This window comes from Pseudomonas sp. JH-2, from assembly GCF_036231725.1.
In the GTDB taxonomy this organism is placed as follows: Bacteria; Pseudomonadota; Gammaproteobacteria; order Pseudomonadales; family Pseudomonadaceae; genus Pseudomonas; species Pseudomonas delhiensis.
This window is the reverse complement of sequence record NZ_JAZAQP010000056.1, coordinates 18,181-42,132: the sequence shown is the minus strand read 5'-3', so window position 1 is coordinate 42,132 and position 23,952 is coordinate 18,181. Positions and strand designations below refer to the sequence as shown.

Genomic DNA, 23,952 nt, shown 5'->3' with positions numbered 1-23,952 from the left:
CGTCCCCTTCGTCTAGTGGCCTAGGACACCGCCCTTTCACGGCGGTAACAGGGGTTCGAGTCCCCTAGGGGACGCCAATTTTCCCGCTCTGCGGGGCCTATAGGGTCACTCAATTTTCGAGTGGCCCTTTTGTTTTTCCCCTTCCGAAAACCTTGCTGCCCGACCGACGGTCGTCTTCGCCGCTTGCTGATTTTTATTATGAGCATAATATTTCGCTCATAATATTTTTGGAGGCCGCCATGAGCCGCAAGACCGCCAGCAGTGAAAAGGCCGTGAGTGAGAAGAAGGCCCAGACCCGCGAACGCATCCTCTGCGCCGCGGCCGACGCCCTGGTCCGCCGTGGGCCGCTGGAGCCCAGCGTCAGCGAAGTGATGGGCGCCGCCGGGCTGACCGTCGGCGGCTTCTACGCGCACTTCCAGAGCAAGGACGCGCTGATGCTGGAGGCCTTCCGCCACCTGCTGTCGACGCGCCGGGCCAAGCTGAAGCACTTCGACCCGGACATGCCGTTCAGCGAGCGCCGGCAACTGGTCGCGGCCTTCTACCTGTCGCGCAGGCACCGCGACAGCGAGGAGCCGGGCTGCCCCATCCCCAGTTCCCTGGGCGACATGGCGCAATTGCCGGAGAGCTTCCACGAAGCCCTGGCCGAACATCTCGAACTCATGGTCGCCGAGCTGGCCGAGCGTCCCGAGGACGCCGACACCGTGCTCGCCGACATCGCCCTGATGGTGGGCGGACTGGCATTGGCGCGGGCCCTGGGCCCGGGCGACCTGTCCGACCGTGTCCTGCGTGCCGCCAAGAAAGCGGTGAATTGAGACCTCTAAGGAGGACCTGGCAATGAGCAGCTTGACCTGGATCCGTGGCGTCAACGCCACCCTGGGGCGTGTGGCGCCGGAATGGGCGGCGCGGCGCATGCGTGAAATCTTCATGAGCCCGCGGGCGCTGCCGCCGCGCGACTGGGAGCTGCCGCTGCTGGCCAGTTCCGAGCGCATCACCCTGCGCTTCGGCCTCTCCGCGCTGCGCTGGGGCGAAGGCCCGGCGGTGCTGCTGATGCACGGTTGGGAGGGGCGGCCGACACAGTTCGCCCACCTGATCCGCGAGTTGGTCGGCGCCGGTTATGCCGTGGTGGCGCTGGATGGCCCGGCCCATGGCCGTTCGCCGGGGCGCGAAGCCCATCCGCTGCTGTTCGCCCGCGCCTTGCTGGAGGCCGCCAGCGAGCTGCCGCCGCTGCGCGCGGTGATCGGTCACTCCATGGGCGGCGCCAGTGCCTTGCTGGCCACCCAGATGGGGCTGCGCACCGAGGCGCTGGTCAGCATAGCCGCGCCGAGCCGGGTCATTTCCGTGTTGCGCCGCTTCGGCAGCTTCATGGGGTTGCCGACCGAGGCGCGGTATCGCTTCATCCGTCAGGTCGAGGCCTACACCGGCATGCCGGCGGCGCAGCTGGACGTGAGCCGCTACACGCTGGGCATGCCCGGCCTGGTGGTGCACGCCGAAGACGATCCGCAGGTGCCGGTGGAAGACGCCCAGGACATCCATGCGGCCTGGCCACGCAGCCGCCTGCTGCGCCTGGAAGGCGGCGGCCACCAGCGCGTGCTGGCCGACCCGCGCCTGAGCGACGCCGTGCTGGCGCTGCTGGAGGGCCAGGAAGAGCAATACCTGCTGCCCCTGGCGCTGGCCTCCTGACGACAGGGGAGGGGCAGGACGCCGCCGAGCCCTGTAAACTGCCGGCTTCGATCATGCGGCCGGGTCCCCGGACCCGGCCCCGGAATGGAGCAAGCGCATGGCCTGGGACCTGCCCGAACCCTTCGTCATCGACATCAGCGTGGGCGCCGAGGACATCGACGGCCTCGGCCACGCCAACAACGCCGTCTACGTCAGCTGGCTGGAGCGCTGCGCCTGGCGCCACTCGCAGCGCCTGGGCCTGGACCTGGCCGAATACCGCCGCCTCAACCGCGCCATGGCGGTGGTGCGCCACGAAATCGACTACCTCGCCGCCGCCTATGAGGGCGAGGAACTGCAGATGGGCACCTGGATCGTCGAGTCCGACCAGAAGCTGCGCATGGACCGCCGCTTCCAGCTGGTGCGCCCGGCCGACGGCGTGACCCTGCTGCGCGCCCGCACCACCTTCGTCTGCATCGAACTCTCCAGCGGCCGGCCCAAGCGCATGCCGGCCGAGTTCATCGAAGGCTATGGCCGCGCGCTGCTCGGCGCCACGCCGGCCTGACGGCGCTTTGCGCGGGCGGTGACTGCCCCTAGAATTCGCCGCCTTCGACACTAAAGGTTCCCTGCCGTGCAAATTGCCCTGGCCCCGATGGAGGGGCTGGTCGACGAAATCCTCCGCGACGTGCTTACCCGCGTCGGCGGCATCGACTGGTGCGTCACCGAGTTCATCCGCGTCACCGACCGCCTGCACCCGCTCGCCACCTACGAGAAGCTGGCGCCGGAACTGCTGCACGGCAGCCGCACTCGCGCCGGCACGCCGATGCGCGTGCAGTTCCTCGGCTCCGACCCGCAGTGCCTGGCGGAAAACGCCGCCTACGCCTGCGAGCTGGGCGCGCCGGTGATCGACCTGAACTTCGGCTGCCCGGCGAAGACGGTGAACAAGTCCCGCGGCGGCGCCGTCCTGCTCAAGGAGCCGGAGCTGATGTTCGCCATCGTCGAGGCCGTGCGCCGCGCGGTGCCGGCGCACATCCCGGTGACCTCGAAGATGCGCCTGGGCTACGAGGCCCCCGACGGCGCGCTGGATTGCGCCCGCGCCCTGGCCGACGGCGGTTCCGCCCACGTGGTGGTCCACGCGCGGACCAAGACCGATGGCTACAAGCCGCCGGCGCACTGGGAATGGGTGGCGAAGGTGGCGGACGCGGTGAAGGTGCCGGTGTTCGCCAACGGCGAGGTCTGGACCCTCGATGACTACCTGCGCTGCCGCGCCATCAGCGGCGTCGACGACATCATGCTCGGCCGCGGCCTGGTCTCGCGCCCCGACCTGGCCCGGCAGATAGCCGCCTGGCGCGAGGGCAGGGACGTGCAGCCGATGCCCTGGCACGAAGTGCGCGTGCTGCTCGACGACTTCTGGCGCCAGGCCCGGCGCAAGCTGGCGCCACGCTATGCGCCGGGGCGCCTGAAGCAGTGGCTGGGCATGCTCACCCGCAGCTATCCCGAGGCGCTGGAACTGTTCGCGCAGATCCGCCGCGAGAGCGACTGCGAGCTGATCGACCGGCTGCTGCAGGTCGAGGTGGAAGAGGCCGCGTAGCCGAGGCGTTTCCGGTAGTGGCGAGCGGGTTGTCCGGCATAGGTGGGAAATTCGGCGCCAACCTGTAGGAGCGGGCCCTGCCCGCGATTCGCGCGCAGGGCGCGCTCCTACAAGGGCACGGTGTATGGGGGGATCTCATCCGCGAACCGTGCCGGAACCCCGGCTATCGCGGACAAGGTCCTACGACGGGTGCCTTTCTCGTAGGGCGGATAACCGTTCGCGGTTATCCGCCGTTGGCTGGGGCGCCGATGTCTGCCGAGCGGCGGATAACGCCATAGGCGTTATGCGCCCTACGCGGGAGCCCGATAGGCCATGGCGATGGGTATCGCTTCGCTCAACGCCATCCTGCGAGGTGTTCCTTGTAGGAGCGGACTCCGTCCGCGATATGTCGATCCCGGGCAGCGCAATCGCGGATAAATCCGCTCCTACAGTTCGCCGTGAGGCATGGGCGTTTCCCCGCTACCGCCCACCACTGACATCGATGAAGCTCCCGGTGCTGTAGCTCGACTCGTCCCCGGCCAGGAACAGGATCGCCCGCGCCACTTCCTCCGCCTGGCCGCCGCGGCCCAGCGGAATGGCGCTCTTCAGCCGTTCCACGCGCCCCGGCTCGCCGCCGCTGGCGTGGATTTCCGTGTCGATCAGTCCCGGGCGCACGGCGTTGACGCGAATGCCCTCGGCCGCCACTTCCTTGGCCAGGCCGATGGTCATGCTGTCGATGGCGCCCTTGGCTGCTGCGTAGTCGATGTACTCGTTGGGCGAGCCCAGGCGCGAGGCCATGGAGGACACGTTGACGATGCTGCCGCCCGCGCCACCATGGGACCTGGCCATGCGCCGCACCGCCTCGCGGGCGCAGAGGAAGCTGCCGGTGACGTTCACCGCGAACACCCGCTGCAGGCGCGCCGCGTCCATCTCCTCCAGGCGCATCTGGCGCTCCAGCATGCCGGCGTTGTTCACCAGCGCGTCGAGGCGGCCGAAGGCCTTGTCGACGGCCAGGAACAGCCGCACCACCTCGGCCTCCTCGGCGACGTCCGCGGCGAAGGCCTCGGCCCGGCCGCCGGCCTCGCGAATGCGCCGGACCAGGGCTTCGGCCGCTTCACCGCGTTGGCGGTAGTTGATGGCAACGGCATAGCCGCGTTCCGCGGCGAGCAGCGCAGTGGCGGCACCGATGCCGCGGCTGGCGCCGGTGATCAGCATGACTTTGCGCATGTGGCGGTTCCTTCTGCTAGGGGGCTTGAAAGGCGCCGTTGCGCCCCTATCTGTATTCGTGCGGGAGGCCGAAACCGGGTCCCGCTCCCGGAGTCCTGCAGACAGGCTCCATAGATGACCTTGCTGAATTATTCAGGAGATTCGCATGAGCAACGTACTTTCTCTCGCACCGCTGTTCCGCCAGTCCGTCGGTTTCGATCGTTTCAACGATCTGTTCGAGTCCGCCCTGCGCAGCGAAAGCGGCAGTTCCTACCCGCCCTACAACGTCGAGAAGCATGGTGACGACCAGTACCGCATCGTGGTCGCCGCCGCCGGCCTGCAGGAAGAGGACCTGGAGCTGCAAGTGGAGCGTGGCGTGCTGACCGTCACCGGTGGCAAGCGCGAGAAAGCTTCCGAGGGTGTCACCTACCTGCACCAGGGTATCGCCCAGCGCGCCTTCAAGCTGTCCTTCCGCCTCGCCGACCATATCGAGGTCCAGGGCGCATCGCTGAAGAACGGCCTGCTGAGCATTGAACTGGTACGCATCGTTCCCGAGGAAGCCAAGCCCAAGCGGATTGCCATCAACGGCCAGCGTCCCGCGCTGGAGGGTTGATGGTCCAGCCATGAAAAAGGCGCCGAAAGGCGCCTTTTTCTTTTCCGCCGTTTCAGACCACGCAGGCCATGGGCGCCACCGCCTGGGCGTCGAGCAGCGCCATGAAGGCGCGCGCGGCGTTGGACAGGGTGCGCTCGGTGTGCAGGATGTAGCCCAGCTGGCGGCTGAGCTGGATGTCCTGCAGCGGCAGGCGCACCACGGTCTCGTCGAGCATGGTGCGCGGCAGCACGCTCCAGGCCAGGCCGATGGAAACCATCATCTTGATGGTCTCCATGTAGTTGGTGCTCATGCCGATGTTCGGCGTCAGCCCCTCGGCCTCGAACATGCGCCGCACGATATGGTGGGTGAAGGTGTTGCCGCCGGGGAACACCGCCGGGTGCCGCGCCACGTCGGCGAGGAACACCGGGCCCTGCATGGCCAGCGGGTGCTCGGGGGCGGCGACGAAGTCCAGCGGGTCGTCCCACACCGGCACCGCGCGCACCGGCTCGGCGGTTTCCGGGGCCAGGGTGATCACCGCCAGTTCGGCGCGGCCGTGGAGGATTTCCTCGTAGGCCACTTCCGAGTCACAGAACTGGATATCCAGCGCCACCTGCGGGTGCGCCCGGGTGAAGGCGCGCAGCAGCGTCGGCAGGCGGTGCAGGCCGATGTGGTGGCTGGTGGCGAGCACCAGGCGGCCGCTGACCTCGCCACTGAGGTTGGTCAGTGCGCGGCGGGTGTCGTCCAGCACGTTGAGTATCTGGTAGGCCCGCGGCAGCAGGGCGCGGCCGGCCTCGGTCAGGCTCACTTCGCGGCCGACGCGGTCGAACAGGCGCACGCCCAGCTGGCTCTCCAGGGCGGCGATGCGCTTGCTCACCGCCGGCTGCGTCAGGTGCAGGCGCTCGCCGGCCTCGGAAAAGCTGCCGGACTCGGCGATGGCGAGGAAGGTGTTGAGGCTGGTCAGGTCCATCAGGGCGGCTCCAGGCGGCAGGCTTCAGGCTGCAGGCGAAGAGCGGGTGGAGCGCTCTTGCCTGCCGCCTGCAGCTTATAGCCTGCCGCATTCCTTTTGGGAATCCTTCGGATGAAAAATATGAATTTGAGTTATTCGTCGACAGACCATAGCATCATCCCCACAAGCCCAAGGGGCATAGAAATACGCTGATGAGGAATCTCTGATGGCCGGCAAGACGCTCTACGACAAACTCTGGGAACTGCACGAGGTGAAGCGCCGCGATGATGGTTCGTCGCTGATCTACATCGACCGCCACATCCTCCACGAAGTGACCTCGCCGCAGGCCTTCGAAGGCCTGCGCCTGGCCGGCCGCAAGCCGTGGCGCATCGACGCCAACATCGCCACCCCGGACCACAACGTGCCGACCACCCAGGCCGAGCGCAAGGGCGGCCTGCAAGCCATCGCCGACGAAGTCTCGCGCATCCAGGTCATGACCCTGGACGAGAACTGCGACGACTTCGGCATCCTCGAATTCAAGATGAACGACGTGCGCCAGGGCATCGTCCACGTGGTCGGCCCGGAGCAGGGCGCGACCCTGCCGGGGATGACCGTGGTCTGCGGCGACTCGCACACCTCCACCCACGGCGCCTTCGGTGCGCTGGCCCACGGCATCGGCACCTCCGAGGTCGAGCACGTGCTCGCCACCCAGTGCCTGGTGGCCAAGAAGATGAAGAACATGCAGGTGCGCGTGGAGGGCAAGCTGCCCTTCGGCGTGACCGCCAAGGACATCGTCCTCGCGGTGATCGGCAAGATCGGCACCGCCGGCGGCAACGGCCATGCCCTGGAGTTCGCCGGCAGCGCCATCCGCGAGCTGTCCATGGAAGGCCGCATGACCATCTGCAACATGTCCATCGAGGCCGGTGCCCGCGTCGGCATGGTGGCCTGCGACGAGAAGACCATCGCCTACGTGAAAGGCCGGCCGTTCGCCCCGCAGGGCGCCGACTGGGACAAGGCCGTGGAAGCCTGGAGCGACCTGGTCTCCGACGCCGACGCCCACTTCGACACCATCGTCGAGCTGCGCGCCGAGGACATCAAGCCGCAGGTCAGCTGGGGCACCTCGCCGGAAATGGTCCTGGCCGTCGACCAGAACGTGCCGGACCCGGCCGTCGAAGCCGACCCGGTCAAGCGCGACTCCATCGTCCGCGCCCTCAAGTACATGGGCCTGAGCGCCAACCAGGCGATCACCGACATCCAGCTCGACCGGGTGTTCATCGGTTCCTGCACCAACTCGCGGATCGAAGACCTGCGCGCCGCCGCCGCCGTGGCCAAGGGCCGCAAGGTCGCCGCCACCGTCAAGCAGGCGCTGGTGGTGCCGGGCTCCGGCCTGGTCAAGGCGCAGGCCGAACAGGAAGGCCTGGACAAGATCTTCCTCGAAGCCGGCTTCGAGTGGCGTGAACCGGGTTGCTCCATGTGCCTGGCGATGAACCCGGACCGCCTGGAGAGCGGCGAGCATTGCGCGTCCACCTCCAACCGCAACTTCGAGGGCCGCCAGGGCGCCGGTGGCCGCACCCACCTGGTGAGCCCGGCGATGGCCGCCGCCGCCGCGGTGACCGGCCGCTTCATCGACGTTCGTGAATTGATGCAGGCCTGAGGAGACCGAACATGAAAGCCTTTACCCAGCACACCGGTCTCGTCGCGCCGCTCGACCGCGCCAACGTCGACACCGACCAGATCATTCCCAAGCAATTCCTCAAGTCGATCAAGCGCACCGGCTTCGGCCCCAACCTGTTCGACGAATGGCGCTACCTGGACGTCGGCCAGCCGAACCAGGACAACTCCAGGCGCCCGATCAACCAGGACTTCGTGCTGAACTTCCCGCGCTACCAGGGCGCCAGCGTGCTCCTGGCCCGCGAGAACTTCGGCTGCGGCTCGTCCCGCGAGCACGCGCCCTGGGCGCTGGACGAGTACGGTTTCCGCACCGTGATCGCGCCGAGCTTCGCCGACATCTTCTTCAACAACAGCTTCAAGAACGGCCTGCTGCCGATCATCCTGAAGGACGAGGAAGTCGACGAGCTGTTCCAGCAGTGCGAGGCCACCGAGGGTTACCAGCTGACCGTCGACCTCGCCGCGCAGACCGTGACCCGCCCGGACGGCAAGCAGTACCACTTCGAAGTGGACGCCTTCCGCAAGCACTGCCTGCTCAACGGCCTGGACGACATCGGCCTGACCCTTCAGGCCGCGGACGCCATCCGCGACTTCGAGACCGGCTACAAGCAGCGCCAGCCCTGGTTGTTCCGCGACGCCTGAATGGCGTCGCACCACGAGGAGAAAACCATGACCCAGAGTCGCCATGAAGCCGTGGTCGAGCGCCAGTTCGGCGCTCAGGCCAACGCGTACCTGAACAGCGCCGTGCACGCCCAGGGCGAGGAGTTCGCCCAGCTGCGCGAGCGACTGTCGGCGACCCGCGGCGCCCGCGTGCTGGACCTGGGGTGCGGGGCGGGGCACGTGAGCTTCCATGTCGCACCGCTGGCCGGCGAAGTGGTGGCCTACGACCTCTCCGAGCAGATGCTCGCCGTGGTGGCCTCGGCCGCTGCCGAGCGCGGCCTGGGCAACATCCTTACGCACCAGGGCGTGGCCGAGCAGCTGCCGTTCGAGGACGGCGAGTTCGACTTCGTCTTCAGCCGCTACTCGGCCCACCACTGGCGCGACGTCGGCCAGGCCCTGCGCGAAGTGCGCCGGGTGCTGAAGCCGGGCGGCACGGCCTGCTTCATCGACGTGGCGGCCCCCGGGCTGCCGTTGCTGGACACCCACCTGCAGGCGGTGGAAGTGCTGCGCGACACCAGCCACGTGCGCGACTATTCGCCGTCCGAGTGGGCGCGCCTGGTCGGCGAGGCGGGGCTGGCGGTCAGCGCCTGCACCCGCCAGCGCCTGCGCCTGGAGTTCAGTTCCTGGGTCGAGCGCATGCGCACCCCCGAGGTGATGCGCCAGGCCATCCGCGCCCTGCAGCTTTCCGTGGGCATTGAGGTGCGCGAGTATTTCGAGATCGACGCCGAGGGCTCCTTCAGCACCGACGTGCTGGTGCTCTGGGCGACAAAATAACGGCTGCAGGCGGCAGGCTATAGGCGGCAGGAAAAAGCCTGAAGCCTGTGGCCTGCAGCCTGTAGCCTCTTTCCGAAGGAAAAAATTGATGAGCAAACAGATTCTGGTTCTCCCCGGCGACGGCATCGGCCCGGAAATCATGGCCGAGGCGGTCAAGGTTCTCGAACTGGCGAACGACAAGTTCCAGCTGGGCTTCGAGCTGACCGAGGACGTCATCGGTGGCGCCGCCATCGACAAGCACGGCGTGCCGCTGGCCGACGAGACCCTGGAGCGCGCGCGCAAGGCCGACGCCGTGCTGCTGGGCGCCGTGGGCGGGCCGAAGTGGGACAGGATCGAGCGTGACATCCGCCCAGAGCGCGGCCTGCTGAAGATCCGTTCGCAACTGGGCCTGTTCGCTAACCTGCGCCCGGCCATCCTCTACCCGCAACTGGCCGACGCCTCCAGCCTGAAGCCGGAAATCGTCGCCGGCCTGGACATCCTCATCGTCCGCGAGCTGACCGGCGGCATCTACTTCGGCGCCCCGCGCGGCACCCGCGAGCTGGACAACGGCGAGCGCCAGTCCTACGACACCCTGCCGTACAGCGAAAGCGAGATCCGCCGCATCGCCCGCGTCGGCTTCGACATGGCCCGCGTGCGCGGCAAGAAGCTGTGCTCGGTGGACAAGGCCAACGTCCTGGCTTCCAGCCAGCTGTGGCGCGAGATCGTCGAGGAAGTGGCCAAGGACTACCCGGACGTCGAGCTCTCCCACATGTACGTCGACAATGCCGCCATGCAGCTGGTGCGCGCGCCCAAGCAGTTCGACGTGATGGTCACCGACAACATGTTCGGCGACATCCTGTCGGATGAGGCTTCCATGCTCACCGGTTCCATCGGCATGCTGCCTTCTGCGTCCCTGGACGCCAACAACAAGGGCATGTACGAGCCGTGCCACGGCTCGGCGCCGGACATCGCCGGCAAAGGCATCGCCAACCCGCTGGCGACCATCCTCTCGGTGTCCATGATGCTGCGCTACAGCTTCAACCAGGGCGCCGCGGCGAGCGCCATCGAGCAGGCGGTGAGCCAGGTCCTCGACCAGGGCCTGCGCACCGGCGACATCTGGTCCGAAGGCTGCCAGAAGGTCGGAACCCGCGAAATGGGCGATGCGGTAGTCGCCGCGCTGCGGAATCTGTAATCTCTCCGGTTCGCCCGCCCCTGGGCTCCCGCAAAGAACGGGCAGGGGCGGCGGTCCACCACTTATTCGAAGGTGTAGTAGCGATGAAGCGTGTAGGTCTGATCGGTTGGCGTGGCATGGTGGGGTCGGTGCTCATGCAGCGGATGCTGGAAGAGCGGGACTTCGACCTGATCGAGCCGGTGTTCTTCACCACCTCCAACGTCGGTGGCGAAGGTCCGTCCATCGGCAAGGACATCGCCACCCTCAAGGACGCCTACAGCATCGAGGAACTCAAGACCCTCGACGTCATCCTGACCTGCCAGGGCGGCGACTACACCAACGAAGTCTTCCCCAAGCTGCGCGAAGCCGGCTGGCAGGGCTACTGGATCGACGCCGCCTCCAGCCTGCGCATGCAGGACGACGCGGTGATCGTCCTCGACCCGGTGAACCGCCGCGTCATCGACCAGTCGCTGGACGCCGGCGCCAAGAACTACATCGGCGGCAACTGCACCGTCAGCCTGATGCTGATGGCCCTGGGCGGCCTGTTCGAAGCCGGCCTGGTCGAGTGGATGAGCGCCATGACCTACCAGGCCGCCTCCGGCGCCGGCGCGCAGAACATGCGCGAGCTGATCAAGCAGATGGGCGCGATCAACGCCGCCGTGGCCGACGACCTGGCCAACCCGGCCAGCGCCATCCTCGACATCGACCGCAAGGTCGCCGAGGCCATCCGCAGCGAAGCCCTGCCCACCGAGCACTTCGGCGCGCCCCTGGCCGGCAGCCTGATCCCGTGGATCGACAAGGAACTGCCGAACGGCCAGAGCCGCGAGGAATGGAAGGGCCAGGCGGAAACCAACAAGATCCTCGGCCGCTTCAAGAACCCGATCCCGGTGGACGGCATCTGCGTGCGCATCGGCGCCATGCGCTGCCACAGCCAGGCGCTGACCATCAAGCTGAACAAGGACGTGCCGCTGACCGATATCGATGGCCTGATCAGCCAGCACAACCCCTGGGTCAAGCTGATCCCCAACCAGCGCGAGATCAGCATGCGCGAGCTGACCCCGGCCGCCGTCACCGGCACCCTGAGCGTCCCGGTGGGCCGCCTGCGCAAGCTCAACATGGGCTCGCAGTACCTCGGCGCCTTCACCGTCGGCGACCAACTGCTGTGGGGCGCGGCCGAGCCGCTGCGGCGCATGCTGCGCATCCTGCTGGAGCGCTGATCGCTTCCCGCCCCGAAGACGCCGGCCCAGTGCCGGCGTCTTGCTTTGTACAGGCGGAAAAAGTCGATCACTCGACAGAACGGCGAAGTCGCCGGCGCCGGCGTCGTTTTCTGTGACGGAGCGCGGGCTGGCGCCCGGCGCCCTGTGATTATCCTCGCTGCCCGGCCCGTTGGGGCCGGCCGGCGGGCAGGGGCCGCCGGAGGGAGTCATCGACAGCAGGGGATGGGGATGTTCCGCTTCGCGCATTTGTTTCTGGCCGCCGCCGTCGCGGCCGCTTTCCTGCCGGCGCGCGCCAGCGCGCTGGAACTGGGGGATATCGCTTCGCAGGCCGCGCTGGGCCAGACGCTGGATGCACGGATCGAGCTGCGCGGCATGGGCGACCTGGGCAGCGAGGACCTCAAGGTCAGCCTGGTGCCGCAGCAGGAGGCCGAGCGGCTGGGCATGGAGCCCAACTACGTCTTCCTTTCCGGGTTGCGCTTCACCCCGGAGGTCGGGCGCAACGGCCGCGGGGTGATCCGCATGCGGTCCAGCGCGCCGGTGCGCGAGCCCTACGTCAATTTCGTGCTGCAGGTGGTCTGGCCGCAAGGGCGGGCCATGCGCGAATACACCCTGCTGCTGGACCCGCCGAGCTACCAGGCCGTCGCCCAGGCGCCCAGCGCGCCGGTCGTATCCGCCGTACCGTCGACGGCTATCGCACCGTCGGCGCAGCAGGTGCCCGTCAGTGCCGCGCCGGAGCCTTCGGGCGGCCACCGCATCGCTGCCGGCGATACCCTCTGGGCCATCGCCTCCCGCCACCGGCCGGCCGGAGATGCCTCGGTGATGCAGACCATGCGGGCGATCCAGGCGCTCAACCCGCAGGCCTTCCTCGACGGCAACGCCAACCGGCCGCGGGTCGGCGCCGTGCTGCGCCTGCCCGACGCCAGCCAGGTCCGTGCCCAGGGGCACGCCGCGGCGGTGAGCCACTTCCAAGCCCAGGAAGCCCGCTGGCGCGAACGCCCCCGCGCACTGGACGCCACCCGCAAGGCGGCGCCCGGCGCTGCGCCGGCCGTGGCGGAGGTTCGTGACAACCTGCGTCTGCTTTCCGGGCAGGCCTCGAAGCAGCCTCAGGCGAAGGCCGCCGCGGAGCGCCTGGCGCTGCTGCAGGAAGACCTGGACAGCGCGCGCCGCCAGGGCGAGGAGCTGACCAGCCGGATCGGCGACCTGCAGAGCCAACTGGACAAGCTGAACAAGCTCATCGAACTCAAGGACGCGCAGATCGCCACCCTGGTGGCGCGCCTGGCGGCGCAGTCGCGGCAACAGGCCGCGGCCGAGCCGCCGGTCGCCGTGGCGGGCACCCCAACGCCGCAGGCGGCGCCGGCTGCCGCGCAGGAGACGGCCCGATAGGGTGAGGGCGAACGGCGATCGACGGCCGCGGGTGCGATTGCCTGGGCGGGGAAGGGGGCAGTAAAGTGCTGCGTCTTGTTTCCTTCTAGCCCATGGGATTTTCGATGTCCGTCGATGTTGCTGTAGTAGGGGCCACCGGTCTGGTTGGCGAAGCGCTGGTCGAGTTGCTGGAAGAGCTGGACTGCCCCGTGGCCGAGCTGCACCTGCTGGCCAGCGGCGAGTCCGCCGGCAAGAGCGTGCCCTTCCGCGGCCGCAACCTGCGGGTGCGCGAGCTGGACGGTTTCCCCTTCGCCCAGGTGAAGCTGGCGCTGTTCGCCACCTCGGCCGAGGTGGCCGGCGAGCACGCCGCGCGCGCCCTGGCCCAGGGCTGCACGGTGATCGACCTGAGCGGCAGCGTGGAAGGCGCCCTGGTGCTGCCGGCGCTGAACCCGGCCCGCCTGGGCGAGCTCAGCTTCCCGGCGCTGCTGCGCGTGCCCTGCGCCCCGGCCGCCGAGGTGGCCGAAGTGGTCGCCGCCCTGCGCGGCTGCGTCGAGTTGCAGGAGCTATCGCTGACCGCCTGTCTGTCCGCCTCGCAGCTGGGCCGCGAAGGCGTGCAGGAACTGGCGCGGCAGACCGCCGAACTGCTCAATGCGCGCCCCGTGGAGCCGCGCCTCGTCGACCGCCAGTACGCCTTCAACCTGCTGGGCCAGGTCGGTGCGGCCGACGCCTCGGGCTACAGCGCCATCGAGCGGCGCCTGAACGCCGAGCTGAACGAACTGCTGCCGGAGCTGCAGGGCAGGGTGCAGGCGGATTGCCTGCTGGCCCCGGTGTTCTTCGGCGACGCCCTGAACCTCAACTTGCGCAGCGCCGTGCCGATAGCCTTGTCGCAGGTGCGGGCCGCTCTGGAGGCCGCCGAAGGCATCGAGCTGGTCGAGGACGATTACCCGACGGTGATCGGCGATGCCCTGGGCCAGGATGCCATCCAGGTCGGGCGGGTGCGTCAGGGGGCCGCTGGCCCCTGCAACCTCAATTTGTGGATTGCGTCTGATAATGTGCGAAAAGGCTTGGGGCTGAATGCTGCGGGCCTGGCTGCATTATTGATAAAACACTATCTGTAAAAGATACTTATCGAATATTTGAAGAAGCATTCTAGCTTGGCAATACTGGCTTGGACGGCCCTGGCGGGGGGAGATCACGGTGTTTTCGACGCCGCGATCGCAGGCGCCAGGCGCTCGGTCCGAAACGCACGAATCCAGAAGAAAGCTGTTAAAACAAGGGATTAGATTATGGTCCGGCTTCGTAAACTGGTGCAGGCAATTGCGGCTGCTTCTGCGTTGACCACCGGCATGGCTCACGCGCTGGGGTTGGGGGACATCCACCTGCACTCGGCGCTGAACCAGCCGCTGAATGCCGATATCGACGTGACGGACGTCCGCGACCTGTCAGCCGGCGAGATCATTCCCAAGCTGGCTTCGCCGGAGGACTTCAGCAAGTCCGGCGTCGATCGCAACTTTTTCCTCACCGGGCTCAAGTTCACCGCGGTGGTCCAGCCCAACGGCAAGAGCGTCATCCATGTGACCTCCGACAAGCCGGTGCAGGAGCCCTACCTGAACTTCCTCGTGGAGGTGCTCTGGCCCAGTGGCCGGGTGCTGCGCGAATACACCGTGCTGCTCGACCCGCCGCTGTACTCGCCGCAGGTGGCTGCCGCCGCCGCGCCGCGTGCCCCGGTTGCGGCGCCCGCACCCATCGCGCGCCAGCCCGTGGCCGCCGCCCCGGCCGCACCCCGCGCCGTGGAGCCGGCCCCCGCGGCCAGCGCGCCGCGCCAGGCCCGCCTGGACGGTAACGAGTACCGCACCGGTTCCCGCGACACCCTGTGGGAAATCGCTTCCCGCGCTCGTCCTGATGGCAGCGTGACCGTCAACCAGACCATGCTGGCCATCCAGGACCTCAACCCCGACGCCTTCATCGACGGCAACATCAACCGCCTGAAGAGCGGCCAGGTGCTGCGCCTGCCAGATGCCGAACAGATCCGCAGTCGCTCCGCCGGCGACGCCGACGTGCAGGTGCGCGAACAGCGTAGCGCCTGGCGCGAGGGCCGCAGCCTGGCCGGTTCCTCCCGCCAGCTGGACGCCACCCGCCGCGCCAATGCCGGTGCGGCGCCCGAGCAGGCCGAGAGCAAGGACAACCTGCGCCTGGTCTCCGGCGAAGCCGGCAAGAACAAGGGTTCCGACAAGGGGGCGAAGAACGGCAAGGCGCTTTCCGACAAGCTGGCCGTGACCCAGGAAAGCCTGGACAGCACCCGCCGCGAGAACGACGAACTGCAGGGCCGCATGACCGACCTGCAGAGCCAGCTGGACAAGCTGCAGAAGCTGATCCAGCTGAAGGACGCGCAACTGGCCAAGCTCCAGGGCGAGCTGGCGACTCCGCCGCAGCCGGCCGCGCCGGGTTCCGCGCCCGCCGGCCAGCCGCCGGCGCCCGCCGCCGAAGCCCCTGCCGCGCCGGCTCCGCAGCCCGAGGCCGCCGCCCCTGCTCAACCAGCACCGCCGGCGGCCGCCAAGCCGGCCGAACCCAAGCCGGCGGCGCCCAAGCCTGCCGCACCGGCCCCGGCCGCCGAGAACCAGCCGGGGCTGATTGAGGAACTGCTGGCCAACCCGACCCTGCTGGCCGCCATCGGCGGCAGCCTGGTGCTGGTCCTGCTGCTGGTGCTGCTCCTGCTGCGCCGCCGCGCGGCCCAGGCCGAGGCCGCCAAGGTCGAGCCCGCGGTGAGCGGCCCGAGCGGGACGGACGAGCCGCTGGAACTGGCTGCCGGCGAATTCGACAGCCTGAGCCTGGCCGACGAGGACGTGACCCCGGCCAGCACGCCGGCCGCCGGCGAGAAGGTCGCCGCGCAGACCGGCGACCCGCTGGGCGAGGCCGACATCTACATCGCCTACGGCCGTTTCAACCAGGCCGCCGAACTGCTGCAGGGCGCCATCTACGACGAACCGCAGCGCGCCGACCTGCGCCTGAAGCTGATGGAAGTCCTGGCCGAGATCGGCGACCGCGAGGGCTTCGCCCGCCAGGAAAACGAACTGCGCGAACTGGGTGGCGCCGAGCCGCAGGTGGAGCAGCTGAAATCGCGCTACCCGGGCATGGTCGCGGCGGCTGCCGTGGCCGGTGGCCTGGCCGCGGCCGCCGCCAGCAGCGACGAACTGGAACACTTCAGTCTCGACGACCTCGACCTGACCCAGGACCACGCCGCGCCCGCCGAGCCTGTCGCGGCGGCGGCCGGTGACCTGGACGATGCCTTCGACCTGGGCCTGGACGACCTGCAGCTGGACGACGACCAGCCGCACCCCGCCACCGAGCCGCAAGCCAAGGCCGACGAGCTGACCCTCGAGGACTTCGACCTGGAAGCCGACCTGGGCCTGGATGCGCCCGCCGCGGCGGCCCAGCCGGCCCAGCCGGACGACGACTTCGCCTTCGACCTCGACCTCGACGACGACCTGGCGAAGGCCGCCCCCGTGGCGCCCACGGCCAGCGACGCGCTGGACGACTTCACCCTGGACCTGCCGGACGAGCCGGCGGCCCCCGCGGCCAAGGACGAGGACTTCCTCTTCGACCTGGGTGAGGAAGGCGCCGGGCTCGCCGCGAGCGCCGACGACGACTTCAGCTTCGACCTGGGGCCCGAGCCTGAGGCCAAGCCGGTCGAGGGCCTGGCGGACGACTTCGACCTGTCGCTGCCCGAAGAGGCCCCGCAGGAGCTGCCGGCCGACGACAGCTTCGCGGCGCAGCTGGACCAGGTCAGCGCCGAGCTGGACAAGCTCGCCAGCGACCTCGAGCGGCCGGCCAGCCCGGCGGCGCCGCTGGAAGACGAGATCGAGGCCGAGCCGTCGCTGGAGGCCGCTTCGCTGGACGCGTCCTCGCTGGATGAGGACGCGCTGGACGACGAGTTCGACTTCCTCTCCGGCGCCGACGAGGCCGCCACCAAGCTCGACCTGGCCCGCGCCTACATTGACATGGGCGACGCCGAGGGTGCCCGCGACATCCTCGACGAGGTCATCAGCGAAGGCAGCGACCAGCAGCAGAAGGAAGCCCGCGAGCTGCTCGAACGCCTGTCCTGAGCGCGGTGCGGGTGAAACGATGGCAGCCTCCGGGCTGCCATCGTCGTTTCGGCGGGGCGCAAATGCTGCGCCCGGTGGCGCGCCGGTCGAGGCGCATCGCCCGGGCGCGGCAATCCAGGCAGAATAGCGCGCTGGATTGCCTTTTCGGGATGGCCTGAGCAGTTGAACGAGTTCGAGAGCGCGGTGGGTGAGGTCGCCACCGCTGACGTCACCAGGATCGCCCTGGGCGTCGAATACAAGGGCGCGCGCTACCGCGGCTGGCAGCGCCAGGAGGACGGCGTGCCGTCGGTGCAGGGAGCGCTGGAGCGGGCCCTGTCCAAGGTCGCGGCAGAGCCGATCGGGGTGATGTGCGCCGGCCGCACCGACGCCGCGGTGCACGGCAGCGGCCAGGTGGTGCACTTCGACACCCGCGTCGAGCGGCCGCTGAAGGCCTGGGTGATGGGCAGCAACGCCAACCTGCCGGCGGACATCAGCGTGACCTGGGCCAAGGTCATGCCGGCGGACTTCCATGCGCGCTTCTCGGCGATGGCGCGGCGCTACCGCTACGTCATCTACAACGACCCGATCCGCCCGGCGCACCTGGCCGAGGAAGTCACCTGGAACCACCGGCCGCTGGACGTCGCGCGCATGCGCGCGGCGGCGGCGAAGCTGGTCGGCACCCATGACTTCACCTCGTTCCGCGCCGTGCAGTGCCAGGCCAAGTCGCCGATCAAGACGGTGCACCACCTGCAGGTGCTGGAGCACGGCCGCTTCATCGTGCTGGACGTGCGCGCCAACGCCTTCCTCCACCACATGGTGCGCAACTTCGCCGGGGTGCTGATGACGGTGGGGGCGGGCGAACGCGAGCCGGAGTGGGTCGACGAGGTGCTGGCGGCGCGTGACCGCCGCGCCGGCGGAGTGACCGCGCACCCCTTCGGGCTCTACCTGGTGCGGGTGGAGTACCCCGAGGCCTTCGCGCTGCCGCAGCGCTACCTGGGGCCACATTTCCTTTCATCTTTGCCCGATACGCTCGGCTGACGCTGTCCGGGGCATTTGCTACCATCGACGGATTGCTTTGAAGGAAGGTCGCCGCATCTTGTCCGCCGTTCGCATCAAAATCTGTGGCATTACCCGTGTCGAGGACGCCCTGGCCGCGGCCGAGGCGGGTGCCGACGCCATCGGCATGGTGTTCTACGCCAGGAGCCCGCGCGCGGTCAGCGTGCAGCAGGCGCGCGCCATAGTCGCGGCGCTGCCGCCCTTCGTCACCAGCGTGGGCCTGTTCGTCAACGCCAGCCGCTGCGAACTGGGCGAGATCCTCGATGCGGTGCCGCTGGACATGCTGCAGTTCCACGGCGACGAGAGCGCCGCGGACTGCGAGGGTTACCACAAGCCCTACCTGAAGGCGCTGCGCGTCAAGGCCGGCGACGACATCGCCGCGCAGGCCGCGCGTTACCCGGGGGCCGCCGGCATCCTGCTGGACACCTACGTCGAGGGCGTTCCCGGCGGAACCGGCGCGGCCTTCGACTGGTCCCTGATTCCCGAGGCCCTGCCGCGCCCGCTGGTGCTGGCCGGTGGCCTGAACGCCGACAACGTCGCCGCGGCGATCCGCCAGGTGCGCCCCTACGCCGTGGACGTCAGCGGCGGGGTGGAGGTGGGCAAGGGGATCAAGGACGCCGGGAAGATCCGCGCCTTCATCCGCCAGTGCCGCGAGGCGGATTCGCGGTGAGGTGCATGTGACGGCGGGCGGTCTGCCGCCGTCATTAGGAGCTGTTGACGTTTTTGTCACGCCAGCGCCGACCCGTGTCGGCCTGGCGAAGGCGCCGCCCAGGGCGCGCCGCGATTTCGAGGGGCCGTGGCCGAGCCGCGGCGCCGATGGTGATTTTTTCTGCTCACGGGCAGGCGCAAGGCTTCGGGCCGCTGAGCGCACTGGCCCCGCATTGGAGAACAGAGCATGAGCAACTGGCTGGTAGACAAGCTGATCCCTTCCATCATGCGTTCCGAGGCGAAGAAGAGCTCGGTACCGGAAGGCCTGTGGCACAAGTGCCCGTCCTGCGACGCCGTGCTGTATCGGCCGGAGCTGGAAAAGACCCTGGACGTCTGCCCCAAGTGCGACCACCACATGCGCATCGGCGCGCGCACCCGCCTGGACATCTTCCTCGACGAGGAAGGCCGCGAGGAACTGGGCGCCGAGCTCGAGCCGGTGGACCGCCTGAAGTTCCGCGACACCAAGAAGTACAAGGACCGCCTGGCCGCCGCGCAGAAGGACACCGGCGAGAAGGACGCGCTGATCGCCATGAGCGGCAAGCTGCACGGCATGCCGGTGGTGGCCGCGGCCTTCGAGTTCTCGTTCATGGGCGGCTCCATGGGCTCCATCGTCGGTGAGCGCTTCGTGCGCGCCGCCAACTACGCCCTGGAGCACCGCTGCCCGATGATCTGCTTCTCCGCCTCGGGCGGCGCGCGCATGCAGGAAGCGCTGATCTCGCTGATGCAGATGGCCAAGACCTCCGCCGCCCTGGCGCGCCTGCGCGAGGAAGGCATCCCGTTCGTCTCGGTGCTGACCGACCCGGTCTACGGCGGCGTTTCCGCAAGCCTGGCCATGCTCGGCGACGTGATCGTCGGCGAGCCCAAGGCCCTGGTCGGCTTCGCCGGCCCGCGGGTGATCGAGCAGACCGTGCGCGAGAAGCTGCCGGAAGGCTTCCAGCGCAGCGAGTTCCTCCTCGAGCACGGCGCCATCGACATGATCGTGCACCGTGCGCAGATGCGCGACCGCCTGGCCAGCCTGCTGGCCAAGTTCACCCACGCTCCCAGCCCCGCCCTCGCAGGATGAGCCAGCGTTCCCTGGCCGACTGGCTCGGCTACCTCGAACAGCTGCATCCCTCGGCCATCGACATGGGCCTGGAGCGCTCCCGCGAGGTGGCCGCCCGCCTCGGCCTGGGGCGCCCGGCGCCGCGCGTGGTGACCGTCACCGGCACCAATGGCAAGGGTTCCACCTGCGCCTTCCTCGCCGAGTTGCTCGGCGAGCAGGGCCTGAAGGTCGGCGTGTACGCCTCGCCGCACCTGCTGCGCTACAACGAGCGTGTCCTCATCGAGGGCCGCGAGGCTTCCGACGAGGCGCTCTGCGAGGCCTTCGCCGCGGTCGAGGCAGCGCGCGGCGAAACCTCCCTGACCTACTTCGAGATGGGCACCCTGGCGGCCTTCTGGCTGTTCGAGCGCGCCGGTCTCGATGCCGTGGTCCTGGAAGTCGGCCTTGGCGGCCGGCTGGACGCGGTCAACCTGGTGGACGCCGACGTCGCCGTGGTCACCAGCATCGGCCTCGACCATGCCGAATGGCTGGGCGACACCCGCGACAGCGTGGCCTTCGAGAAGGCCGGCATCTTCCGCGCCGGCAAGCCGGCCGTGTGCGGCGACCTGGAACCACCGCAGCCGCTGCTGGACCAGGCCCGCGCCCTGGGCACGCCGCTGCTGCTGCGCGGCCGCGACTTCGACCTGGCCATCGGCGAGCACGACTGGCACTGGCACGGCCGCGGCGCCGACGGCACACCGCTGCGCCTGCACCACCTGAGCCTGCTCGACCTGCCCATGGAGAATGCCGCCCTGGCGCTGCAGGTCTACGCCTTGCTGGGCCTGCCGTGGCAGCCCGAGCGCCTGCTCGCGGCCCTGCAGCGGACCCGCGTGAGCGGCCGCCTGGACCGCCGCGTGGCGCACCGCCAGGGGCAGCCGCGGCACCTGCTGCTGGACGTCGGGCACAACCCCCATGCCGCCGACTACCTGGCCCGCCGCCTTGCCGCGCGGCCGCCGAAGGGGCGTCGCCTGGCGGTTTTCGGCCTGCTTTCGGACAAGGATCTGGGCGGGGTGCTGGAACCCTTGCTCGGCTTGGTGCAGGATTGGGCCGTCGCCCCCTTGCCCACGCCGCGCTCGCGCCCGGCCGGCGAGCTGGCGGCAGCCTTGCTTGCGCGTGGCGCGCAGGCCAGTGTGCATGAGGACATCGCCACGGCGCTCGAGGCACAGTGCGCCAAGGCGACGGCGGACGACGAGATCCTGGTGTTCGGCTCCTTCTACAGCGTGGCGGATGCCCTGAGCTGGCTGGACGGCAACCAGGACTGACAAGCGGTCAAGAAACGGGGGAGTGGCAATGGCTTTGCTGGATAAGGGGCTCAAGCAGCGGATCGTCGGTGCGCTGGTGTTGCTGGCGCTGGCGGTGATCTTCCTGCCGATGCTGTTCAGCCGCCAGGACGAGGTGCGCCAGGTGACGGTCGACGCCCCGGCGATGCCGAAGACGCCGGCCATGCCCCCGGTAGACGTGCAGCCGACCGCGGTGCCGGAGCCCCAGGCCCCGGTGGCTGAAGCCCCGCAGGCGCCCGCCGCCCAGGCCCAGGTCGAGGCGCCGGTGATCAGCCCCGCCCCGGCCGTGCCGGCCACCGCGCCCTCGACACCTATCGCCAGCCTGCCGCAGGCACCGGCCCAGCAGCCCGTCGCCCCGGCGCCGCGCCCGGCCGCGCCGGCCCAGCAACCGGCCACGCCGCCGGCCCAGGCCAGTGCGCCCGCCGCCCCGGCCCAGCGCCTGGATGCCGACAAGCTGGCGGTGAGCTGGTCGGTGCAACTGGCCAGCCTGTCCAACCGCGCCCGCGCCGAGGAACTGCAGAAGTCCCTCCGCAGCCAGGGCTACAACGCCTACGTGCGCAGCTTCGACGGCATGAACCGGGTCTTCGTCGGGCCGGTGATCGAGCGCGCCGAGGCCGACCGCCTGAAGGAGCAACTGAGCAAGCAGCAGAAGCTCAACGGCTTCGTGGTGCGCTTCCAGCCCGAACGCGGCTGACACCGATGAGCGGCTCCCGATGCATCGGGGGCTCCGCTAAAGCCCGGGGCTCTGCTAAAATGCGGGGCCTTTTTCGTTTCTGGGCCGCAACGTGGCATTTACCTGGGTCGATTGGACGATGGTCGGCATCGTCGTCATTTCCAGCCTGATCAGTCTGAGCCGCGGCTTCGTCAAGGAAGCCCTGTCCCTGCTCACCTGGATTGTCGCGGGTGCGGTCGCCTGGATGTTCGGCGGCGCACTGGCCGAGCATCTCGCGCCTTACATCCAGCTGCCGTCCGGCCGCATCATCGCTGCCTGCGCGCTGCTTTTCGTGGTCACCCTGCTGCTGGGGGCGCTGGTCAATTTCCTCATCAGCGAACTGGTCCGGGTGACCGGCATGTCCGGCACCGACCGCGTGCTCGGCATGGCCTTCGGCGGCGCCCGTGGCGTGCTGCTGGTGGTGCTGCTGGTCGGCCTGCTGAGCCTGGCGCCGGTGCAACAGGACCCGTGGTGGCAGCAGTCGGTGCTGCTGCCGCACTTCCTGCTGGTCGCCGACTGGTCGAAGAACATCGTCCTCAACCTGGCCGGGCACTGGTTCGCCAGTGGCCAGCTGGCACCGCCGGTCGGGATGGGGAGTATGCTGCCCGGCCAGTGATGGCCGGGCCAGGGTGGCGCCGAGGCGCCGCCCGACGCCGGCCCCGATGGGGCGGCGGGAACGGATTTTTTAGCCTGTAAACCAACTAGGGGTTGCGTCGCATGTGTGGCATCGTCGGTATCGTGGGCAAGTCGAACGTCAATCAGGCGTTGTATGACGCGCTCACCGTTCTCCAGCATCGCGGCCAGGACGCTGCCGGCATCGTCACCTGTCAGGACGACAGGCTCTACCTGCGCAAGGACAACGGCCTGGTCCGTGACGTCTTCCAGCAGCGCCACATGCAGCACCTGGTGGGCAAGGTCGGCATCGGCCACGTGCGCTACCCGACCGCCGGCAGCTCCAGCTCGGCCGAGGCCCAGCCGTTCTACGTCAACTCGCCCTACGGCATCACCCTGGCGCACAACGGCAACCTGACCAACGTCGAGCAACTGGCCAAGGAGATCTACGAGTCCGACCTGCGCCACGTCAACACCAACTCCGACTCGGAAGTGCTGCTCAACGTCTTCGCCCATGAGCTGGCGGTGCGCAACAAGCTGCAGCCCACTGAGGAAGACGTCTTCGCCGCGGTGGCCGGCGTGCACGCCCGCTGCGTCGGCGGCTACGCCGTGGTGGCGATGATCACCGGCTACGGCATCGTCGGCTTCCGCGACCCCAACGCGATCCGCCCGATCGTCTTCGGCCAGCGCCACACCGAGAACGGCGTGGAATACATGATCGCCTCGGAAAGCGTGGCCCTGGACGTGCTCGGCTTCACCCTGATCCGCGACCTGGCCCCGGGCGAGGCGGTGTACATCACCGAGGAAGGCAAGCTGTTCACCCGCCAGTGCGCGGCCAACCCGAAGTACTCGCCGTGCATCTTCGAGCACGTCTACCTGGCCCGCCCGGATTCGCTGATGGACGGCATCTCGGTGTACAAGGCGCGCCTGCGCATGGGCGAGAAGCTGGCCGAGAAGATCCTCCGCGAGCGCCCGGAGCACGACATCGACGTGGTCATCCCGATCCCGGACACCAGCCGCACCTCCGCCCTGGAACTGGCCAACCGCCTGGGCGTGAAGTTCCGCGAGGGCTTCGTCAAGAACCGCTACATCGGCCGCACCTTCATCATGCCCGGCCAGGCCGCGCGCAAGAAGTCGGTACGCCAGAAGCTCAACGCCATCGAGCTGGAGTTCCGCGGCAAGAACGTGATGCTGGTGGACGACTCCATCGTCCGCGGCACCACCAGCAAGCAGATCATCCAGATGGCCCGCGAGGCCGGGGCGAAGAAGGTCTACTTCTGCTCTGCCGCGCCGGCCGTGCGCTACCCCAACGTCTACGGCATCGACATGCCGAGCGCCCACGAACTGATCGCCCACGACCGCAGCACCGAAGAGGTGTGCGAGCTGCTCGGCGCCGACTGGCTGGTCTACCAGGACCTGTCGGACCTGATCGACGCGGTCGGCGGCGGCAAGATCAAGATCGAGCACTTCGACTGCGCGGTCTTCGATGGCCAGTACGTGACCGGCGACGTCAACGAAGCCTATCTGAACCGGATCGAGCAGGCGCGCAACGACGCGACCAAGGCCAAGGCCAACGCGGTCAGCGCCATCATCGACCTGTACAACGACTGAAGGAGATCAGGG

The 23,952-nt window shown here is 68.9% G+C and carries 22 protein-coding genes and 1 tRNA gene; 21 read left to right on the top strand and 2 right to left on the bottom strand.

All coding sequences use genetic code 11. The features are described from left to right. The first annotated feature begins 1 nt into the window (after position 1). The 5 genes from VV867_RS26950 (at position 2) to VV867_RS26930 (ending at position 3,247) form a co-directional block, all read left to right on the top strand. Positions 2 to 77, top strand: a tRNA-Glu gene (locus VV867_RS26950). A 195-nt stretch (positions 78 to 272) separates the two neighbouring features. Then, on the top strand, positions 273 to 812 hold the full coding sequence (locus tag VV867_RS26945; protein ID WP_109933942.1) for a TetR/AcrR family transcriptional regulator: 540 nt from the start codon (positions 273 to 275) through the stop codon (positions 810 to 812). 22 nt (positions 813 to 834) lie between these two features. After that, the gene (locus VV867_RS26940) at positions 835 to 1,680 is read left to right on the top strand and encodes an alpha/beta hydrolase (RefSeq protein ID WP_328568020.1); all 846 of its coding nucleotides are present in this window, start codon (positions 835 to 837) and stop codon (positions 1,678 to 1,680) included. Positions 1,681 to 1,777: 97 nt separating this feature from the next. Then, positions 1,778 to 2,221 carry an acyl-CoA thioesterase gene (locus VV867_RS26935; protein WP_328568019.1) on the top strand — a complete coding sequence of 148 codons (444 nt, stop codon included), beginning with the start codon at positions 1,778 to 1,780 and terminating at the stop codon, positions 2,219 to 2,221. A gap of 66 nt (positions 2,222 to 2,287) precedes the next feature. After that, positions 2,288 to 3,247, top strand: coding sequence for a tRNA dihydrouridine synthase (locus VV867_RS26930; protein ID WP_328568018.1), 960 nt, complete (start codon positions 2,288 to 2,290; stop codon positions 3,245 to 3,247). A gap of 459 nt (positions 3,248 to 3,706) precedes the next feature. Here VV867_RS26930 and VV867_RS26925 read toward each other — a convergent pair whose 3' ends face one another. Then, positions 3,707 to 4,453, bottom strand: a complete 747-nt coding sequence (locus VV867_RS26925; RefSeq protein ID WP_275627251.1) for an SDR family oxidoreductase — start codon at positions 4,451 to 4,453, stop codon at positions 3,707 to 3,709. A 145-nt stretch (positions 4,454 to 4,598) separates the two neighbouring features. On the opposite strand from VV867_RS26925, the gene VV867_RS26920 reads away from it, so the two are divergent. After that, on the top strand, positions 4,599 to 5,045 hold the full coding sequence (locus tag VV867_RS26920; protein WP_109933263.1) for an Hsp20 family protein: 447 nt from the start codon (positions 4,599 to 4,601) through the stop codon (positions 5,043 to 5,045). Between the two features lie 52 nt (positions 5,046 to 5,097). Here VV867_RS26920 and VV867_RS26915 read toward each other — a convergent pair whose 3' ends face one another. Continuing rightward, entirely contained in the window at positions 5,098 to 5,991 is an 894-nt protein-coding gene (locus VV867_RS26915; protein WP_074984799.1) for a LysR family transcriptional regulator, read from the bottom strand. Positions 5,992 to 6,196: 205 nt separating this feature from the next. On the opposite strand from VV867_RS26915, the gene leuC reads away from it, so the two are divergent. From leuC to purF, 15 genes are all read left to right on the top strand, one after another. Next, on the top strand, positions 6,197 to 7,624 hold the full coding sequence (gene leuC / locus VV867_RS26910) for a 3-isopropylmalate dehydratase large subunit (protein ID WP_109933262.1): 1,428 nt from the start codon (positions 6,197 to 6,199) through the stop codon (positions 7,622 to 7,624). An 11-nt stretch (positions 7,625 to 7,635) separates the two neighbouring features. Next, positions 7,636 to 8,280, top strand: a complete 645-nt coding sequence (gene leuD / locus VV867_RS26905; RefSeq protein ID WP_109933261.1) for a 3-isopropylmalate dehydratase small subunit — start codon at positions 7,636 to 7,638, stop codon at positions 8,278 to 8,280. A gap of 27 nt (positions 8,281 to 8,307) precedes the next feature. After that, positions 8,308 to 9,072, top strand: a complete 765-nt coding sequence (locus tag VV867_RS26900) for a class I SAM-dependent methyltransferase (protein WP_328568017.1) — start codon at positions 8,308 to 8,310, stop codon at positions 9,070 to 9,072. A gap of 88 nt (positions 9,073 to 9,160) precedes the next feature. Further along, positions 9,161 to 10,243: a 3-isopropylmalate dehydrogenase gene (gene leuB, locus VV867_RS26895; RefSeq protein WP_328568016.1), complete on the top strand. Its 1,083-nt coding sequence runs from the start codon at positions 9,161 to 9,163 to the stop codon at positions 10,241 to 10,243. 83 nt (positions 10,244 to 10,326) lie between these two features. Then, the gene (gene asd, locus VV867_RS26890; RefSeq protein WP_109933258.1) at positions 10,327 to 11,439 is read left to right on the top strand and encodes an aspartate-semialdehyde dehydrogenase; all 1,113 of its coding nucleotides are present in this window, start codon (positions 10,327 to 10,329) and stop codon (positions 11,437 to 11,439) included. A 228-nt stretch (positions 11,440 to 11,667) separates the two neighbouring features. Beyond that, entirely contained in the window at positions 11,668 to 12,822 is a 1,155-nt protein-coding gene (locus tag VV867_RS26885; RefSeq protein ID WP_328568015.1) for a type IV pilus assembly protein FimV, read from the top strand. A 104-nt stretch (positions 12,823 to 12,926) separates the two neighbouring features. Further along, positions 12,927 to 13,919, top strand: coding sequence for an aspartate-semialdehyde dehydrogenase (locus VV867_RS26880; protein ID WP_328568014.1), 993 nt, complete (start codon positions 12,927 to 12,929; stop codon positions 13,917 to 13,919). Positions 13,920 to 14,087: 168 nt separating this feature from the next. Next, positions 14,088 to 16,904 (top strand): FimV/HubP family polar landmark protein, encoded by a 2,817-nt coding sequence (locus VV867_RS26875; RefSeq protein WP_328568013.1) that lies wholly within the window; start codon positions 14,088 to 14,090, stop codon positions 16,902 to 16,904. 162 nt (positions 16,905 to 17,066) lie between these two features. Continuing rightward, entirely contained in the window at positions 17,067 to 17,921 is an 855-nt protein-coding gene (gene truA, locus VV867_RS26870; RefSeq protein ID WP_328568012.1) for a tRNA pseudouridine(38-40) synthase TruA, read from the top strand. A 58-nt stretch (positions 17,922 to 17,979) separates the two neighbouring features. Continuing rightward, positions 17,980 to 18,609 carry a phosphoribosylanthranilate isomerase gene (locus VV867_RS26865; protein ID WP_328568011.1) on the top strand — a complete coding sequence of 210 codons (630 nt, stop codon included), beginning with the start codon at positions 17,980 to 17,982 and terminating at the stop codon, positions 18,607 to 18,609. Positions 18,610 to 18,834: 225 nt separating this feature from the next. Beyond that, positions 18,835 to 19,710, top strand: coding sequence for an acetyl-CoA carboxylase, carboxyltransferase subunit beta (accD, locus tag VV867_RS26860; RefSeq protein ID WP_089393764.1), 876 nt, complete (start codon positions 18,835 to 18,837; stop codon positions 19,708 to 19,710). After that, on the top strand, positions 19,707 to 20,987 hold the full coding sequence (gene folC / locus VV867_RS26855; protein WP_328568010.1) for a bifunctional tetrahydrofolate synthase/dihydrofolate synthase: 1,281 nt from the start codon (positions 19,707 to 19,709) through the stop codon (positions 20,985 to 20,987). Before accD ends, folC begins: the two co-directional genes overlap by 4 nt. Before the next feature lie 28 nt (positions 20,988 to 21,015). Beyond that, positions 21,016 to 21,699 (top strand): SPOR domain-containing protein, encoded by a 684-nt coding sequence (locus VV867_RS26850; RefSeq protein WP_328568009.1) that lies wholly within the window; start codon positions 21,016 to 21,018, stop codon positions 21,697 to 21,699. Positions 21,700 to 21,790: 91 nt separating this feature from the next. Continuing rightward, complete coding sequence (locus VV867_RS26845) at positions 21,791 to 22,333, top strand: CvpA family protein (protein ID WP_109933251.1); 543 nt, start codon at positions 21,791 to 21,793, stop codon at positions 22,331 to 22,333. 101 nt (positions 22,334 to 22,434) lie between these two features. Beyond that, positions 22,435 to 23,940, top strand: coding sequence for an amidophosphoribosyltransferase (gene purF, locus VV867_RS26840; protein WP_109933250.1), 1,506 nt, complete (start codon positions 22,435 to 22,437; stop codon positions 23,938 to 23,940). The last annotated feature ends 12 nt before the right edge of the window (positions 23,941 to 23,952 follow it).

Bases quoted from the DNA above. Each gene is read 5' to 3' on its own strand.
- VV867_RS26935 (WP_328568019.1), top strand. From the start codon at position 1,778: ATGGCCTGGGACCTGCCCGAACCCTTCGTCATCGACATCAGCGTGGGC.
- leuD (WP_109933261.1), top strand. From the start codon at position 7,636: ATGAAAGCCTTTACCCAGCACACCGGTCTCGTCGCGCCGCTCGACCGC.
- VV867_RS26920 (WP_109933263.1), top strand. From the start codon at position 4,599: ATGAGCAACGTACTTTCTCTCGCACCGCTGTTCCGCCAGTCCGTCGGT.
- VV867_RS26885 (WP_328568015.1), top strand. From the start codon at position 11,668: ATGTTCCGCTTCGCGCATTTGTTTCTGGCCGCCGCCGTCGCGGCCGCT.
- leuC (WP_109933262.1), top strand. From the start codon at position 6,197: ATGGCCGGCAAGACGCTCTACGACAAACTCTGGGAACTGCACGAGGTG.
- VV867_RS26940 (WP_328568020.1), top strand. From the start codon at position 835: ATGAGCAGCTTGACCTGGATCCGTGGCGTCAACGCCACCCTGGGGCGT.
- VV867_RS26850 (WP_328568009.1), top strand. From the start codon at position 21,016: ATGGCTTTGCTGGATAAGGGGCTCAAGCAGCGGATCGTCGGTGCGCTG.
- VV867_RS26880 (WP_328568014.1), top strand. From the start codon at position 12,927: ATGTCCGTCGATGTTGCTGTAGTAGGGGCCACCGGTCTGGTTGGCGAA.
- VV867_RS26925 (WP_275627251.1), bottom strand. From the start codon at position 4,453: ATGCGCAAAGTCATGCTGATCACCGGCGCCAGCCGCGGCATCGGTGCC.
- accD (WP_089393764.1), top strand. From the start codon at position 18,835: ATGAGCAACTGGCTGGTAGACAAGCTGATCCCTTCCATCATGCGTTCC.
- asd (WP_109933258.1), top strand. From the start codon at position 10,327: ATGAAGCGTGTAGGTCTGATCGGTTGGCGTGGCATGGTGGGGTCGGTG.
- VV867_RS26915 (WP_074984799.1), bottom strand. From the start codon at position 5,991: ATGGACCTGACCAGCCTCAACACCTTCCTCGCCATCGCCGAGTCCGGC.
- purF (WP_109933250.1), top strand. From the start codon at position 22,435: ATGTGTGGCATCGTCGGTATCGTGGGCAAGTCGAACGTCAATCAGGCG.
- leuB (WP_328568016.1), top strand. From the start codon at position 9,161: ATGAGCAAACAGATTCTGGTTCTCCCCGGCGACGGCATCGGCCCGGAA.
- folC (WP_328568010.1), top strand. From the start codon at position 19,707: ATGAGCCAGCGTTCCCTGGCCGACTGGCTCGGCTACCTCGAACAGCTG.
- VV867_RS26875 (WP_328568013.1), top strand. From the start codon at position 14,088: ATGGTCCGGCTTCGTAAACTGGTGCAGGCAATTGCGGCTGCTTCTGCG.
- VV867_RS26900 (WP_328568017.1), top strand. From the start codon at position 8,308: ATGACCCAGAGTCGCCATGAAGCCGTGGTCGAGCGCCAGTTCGGCGCT.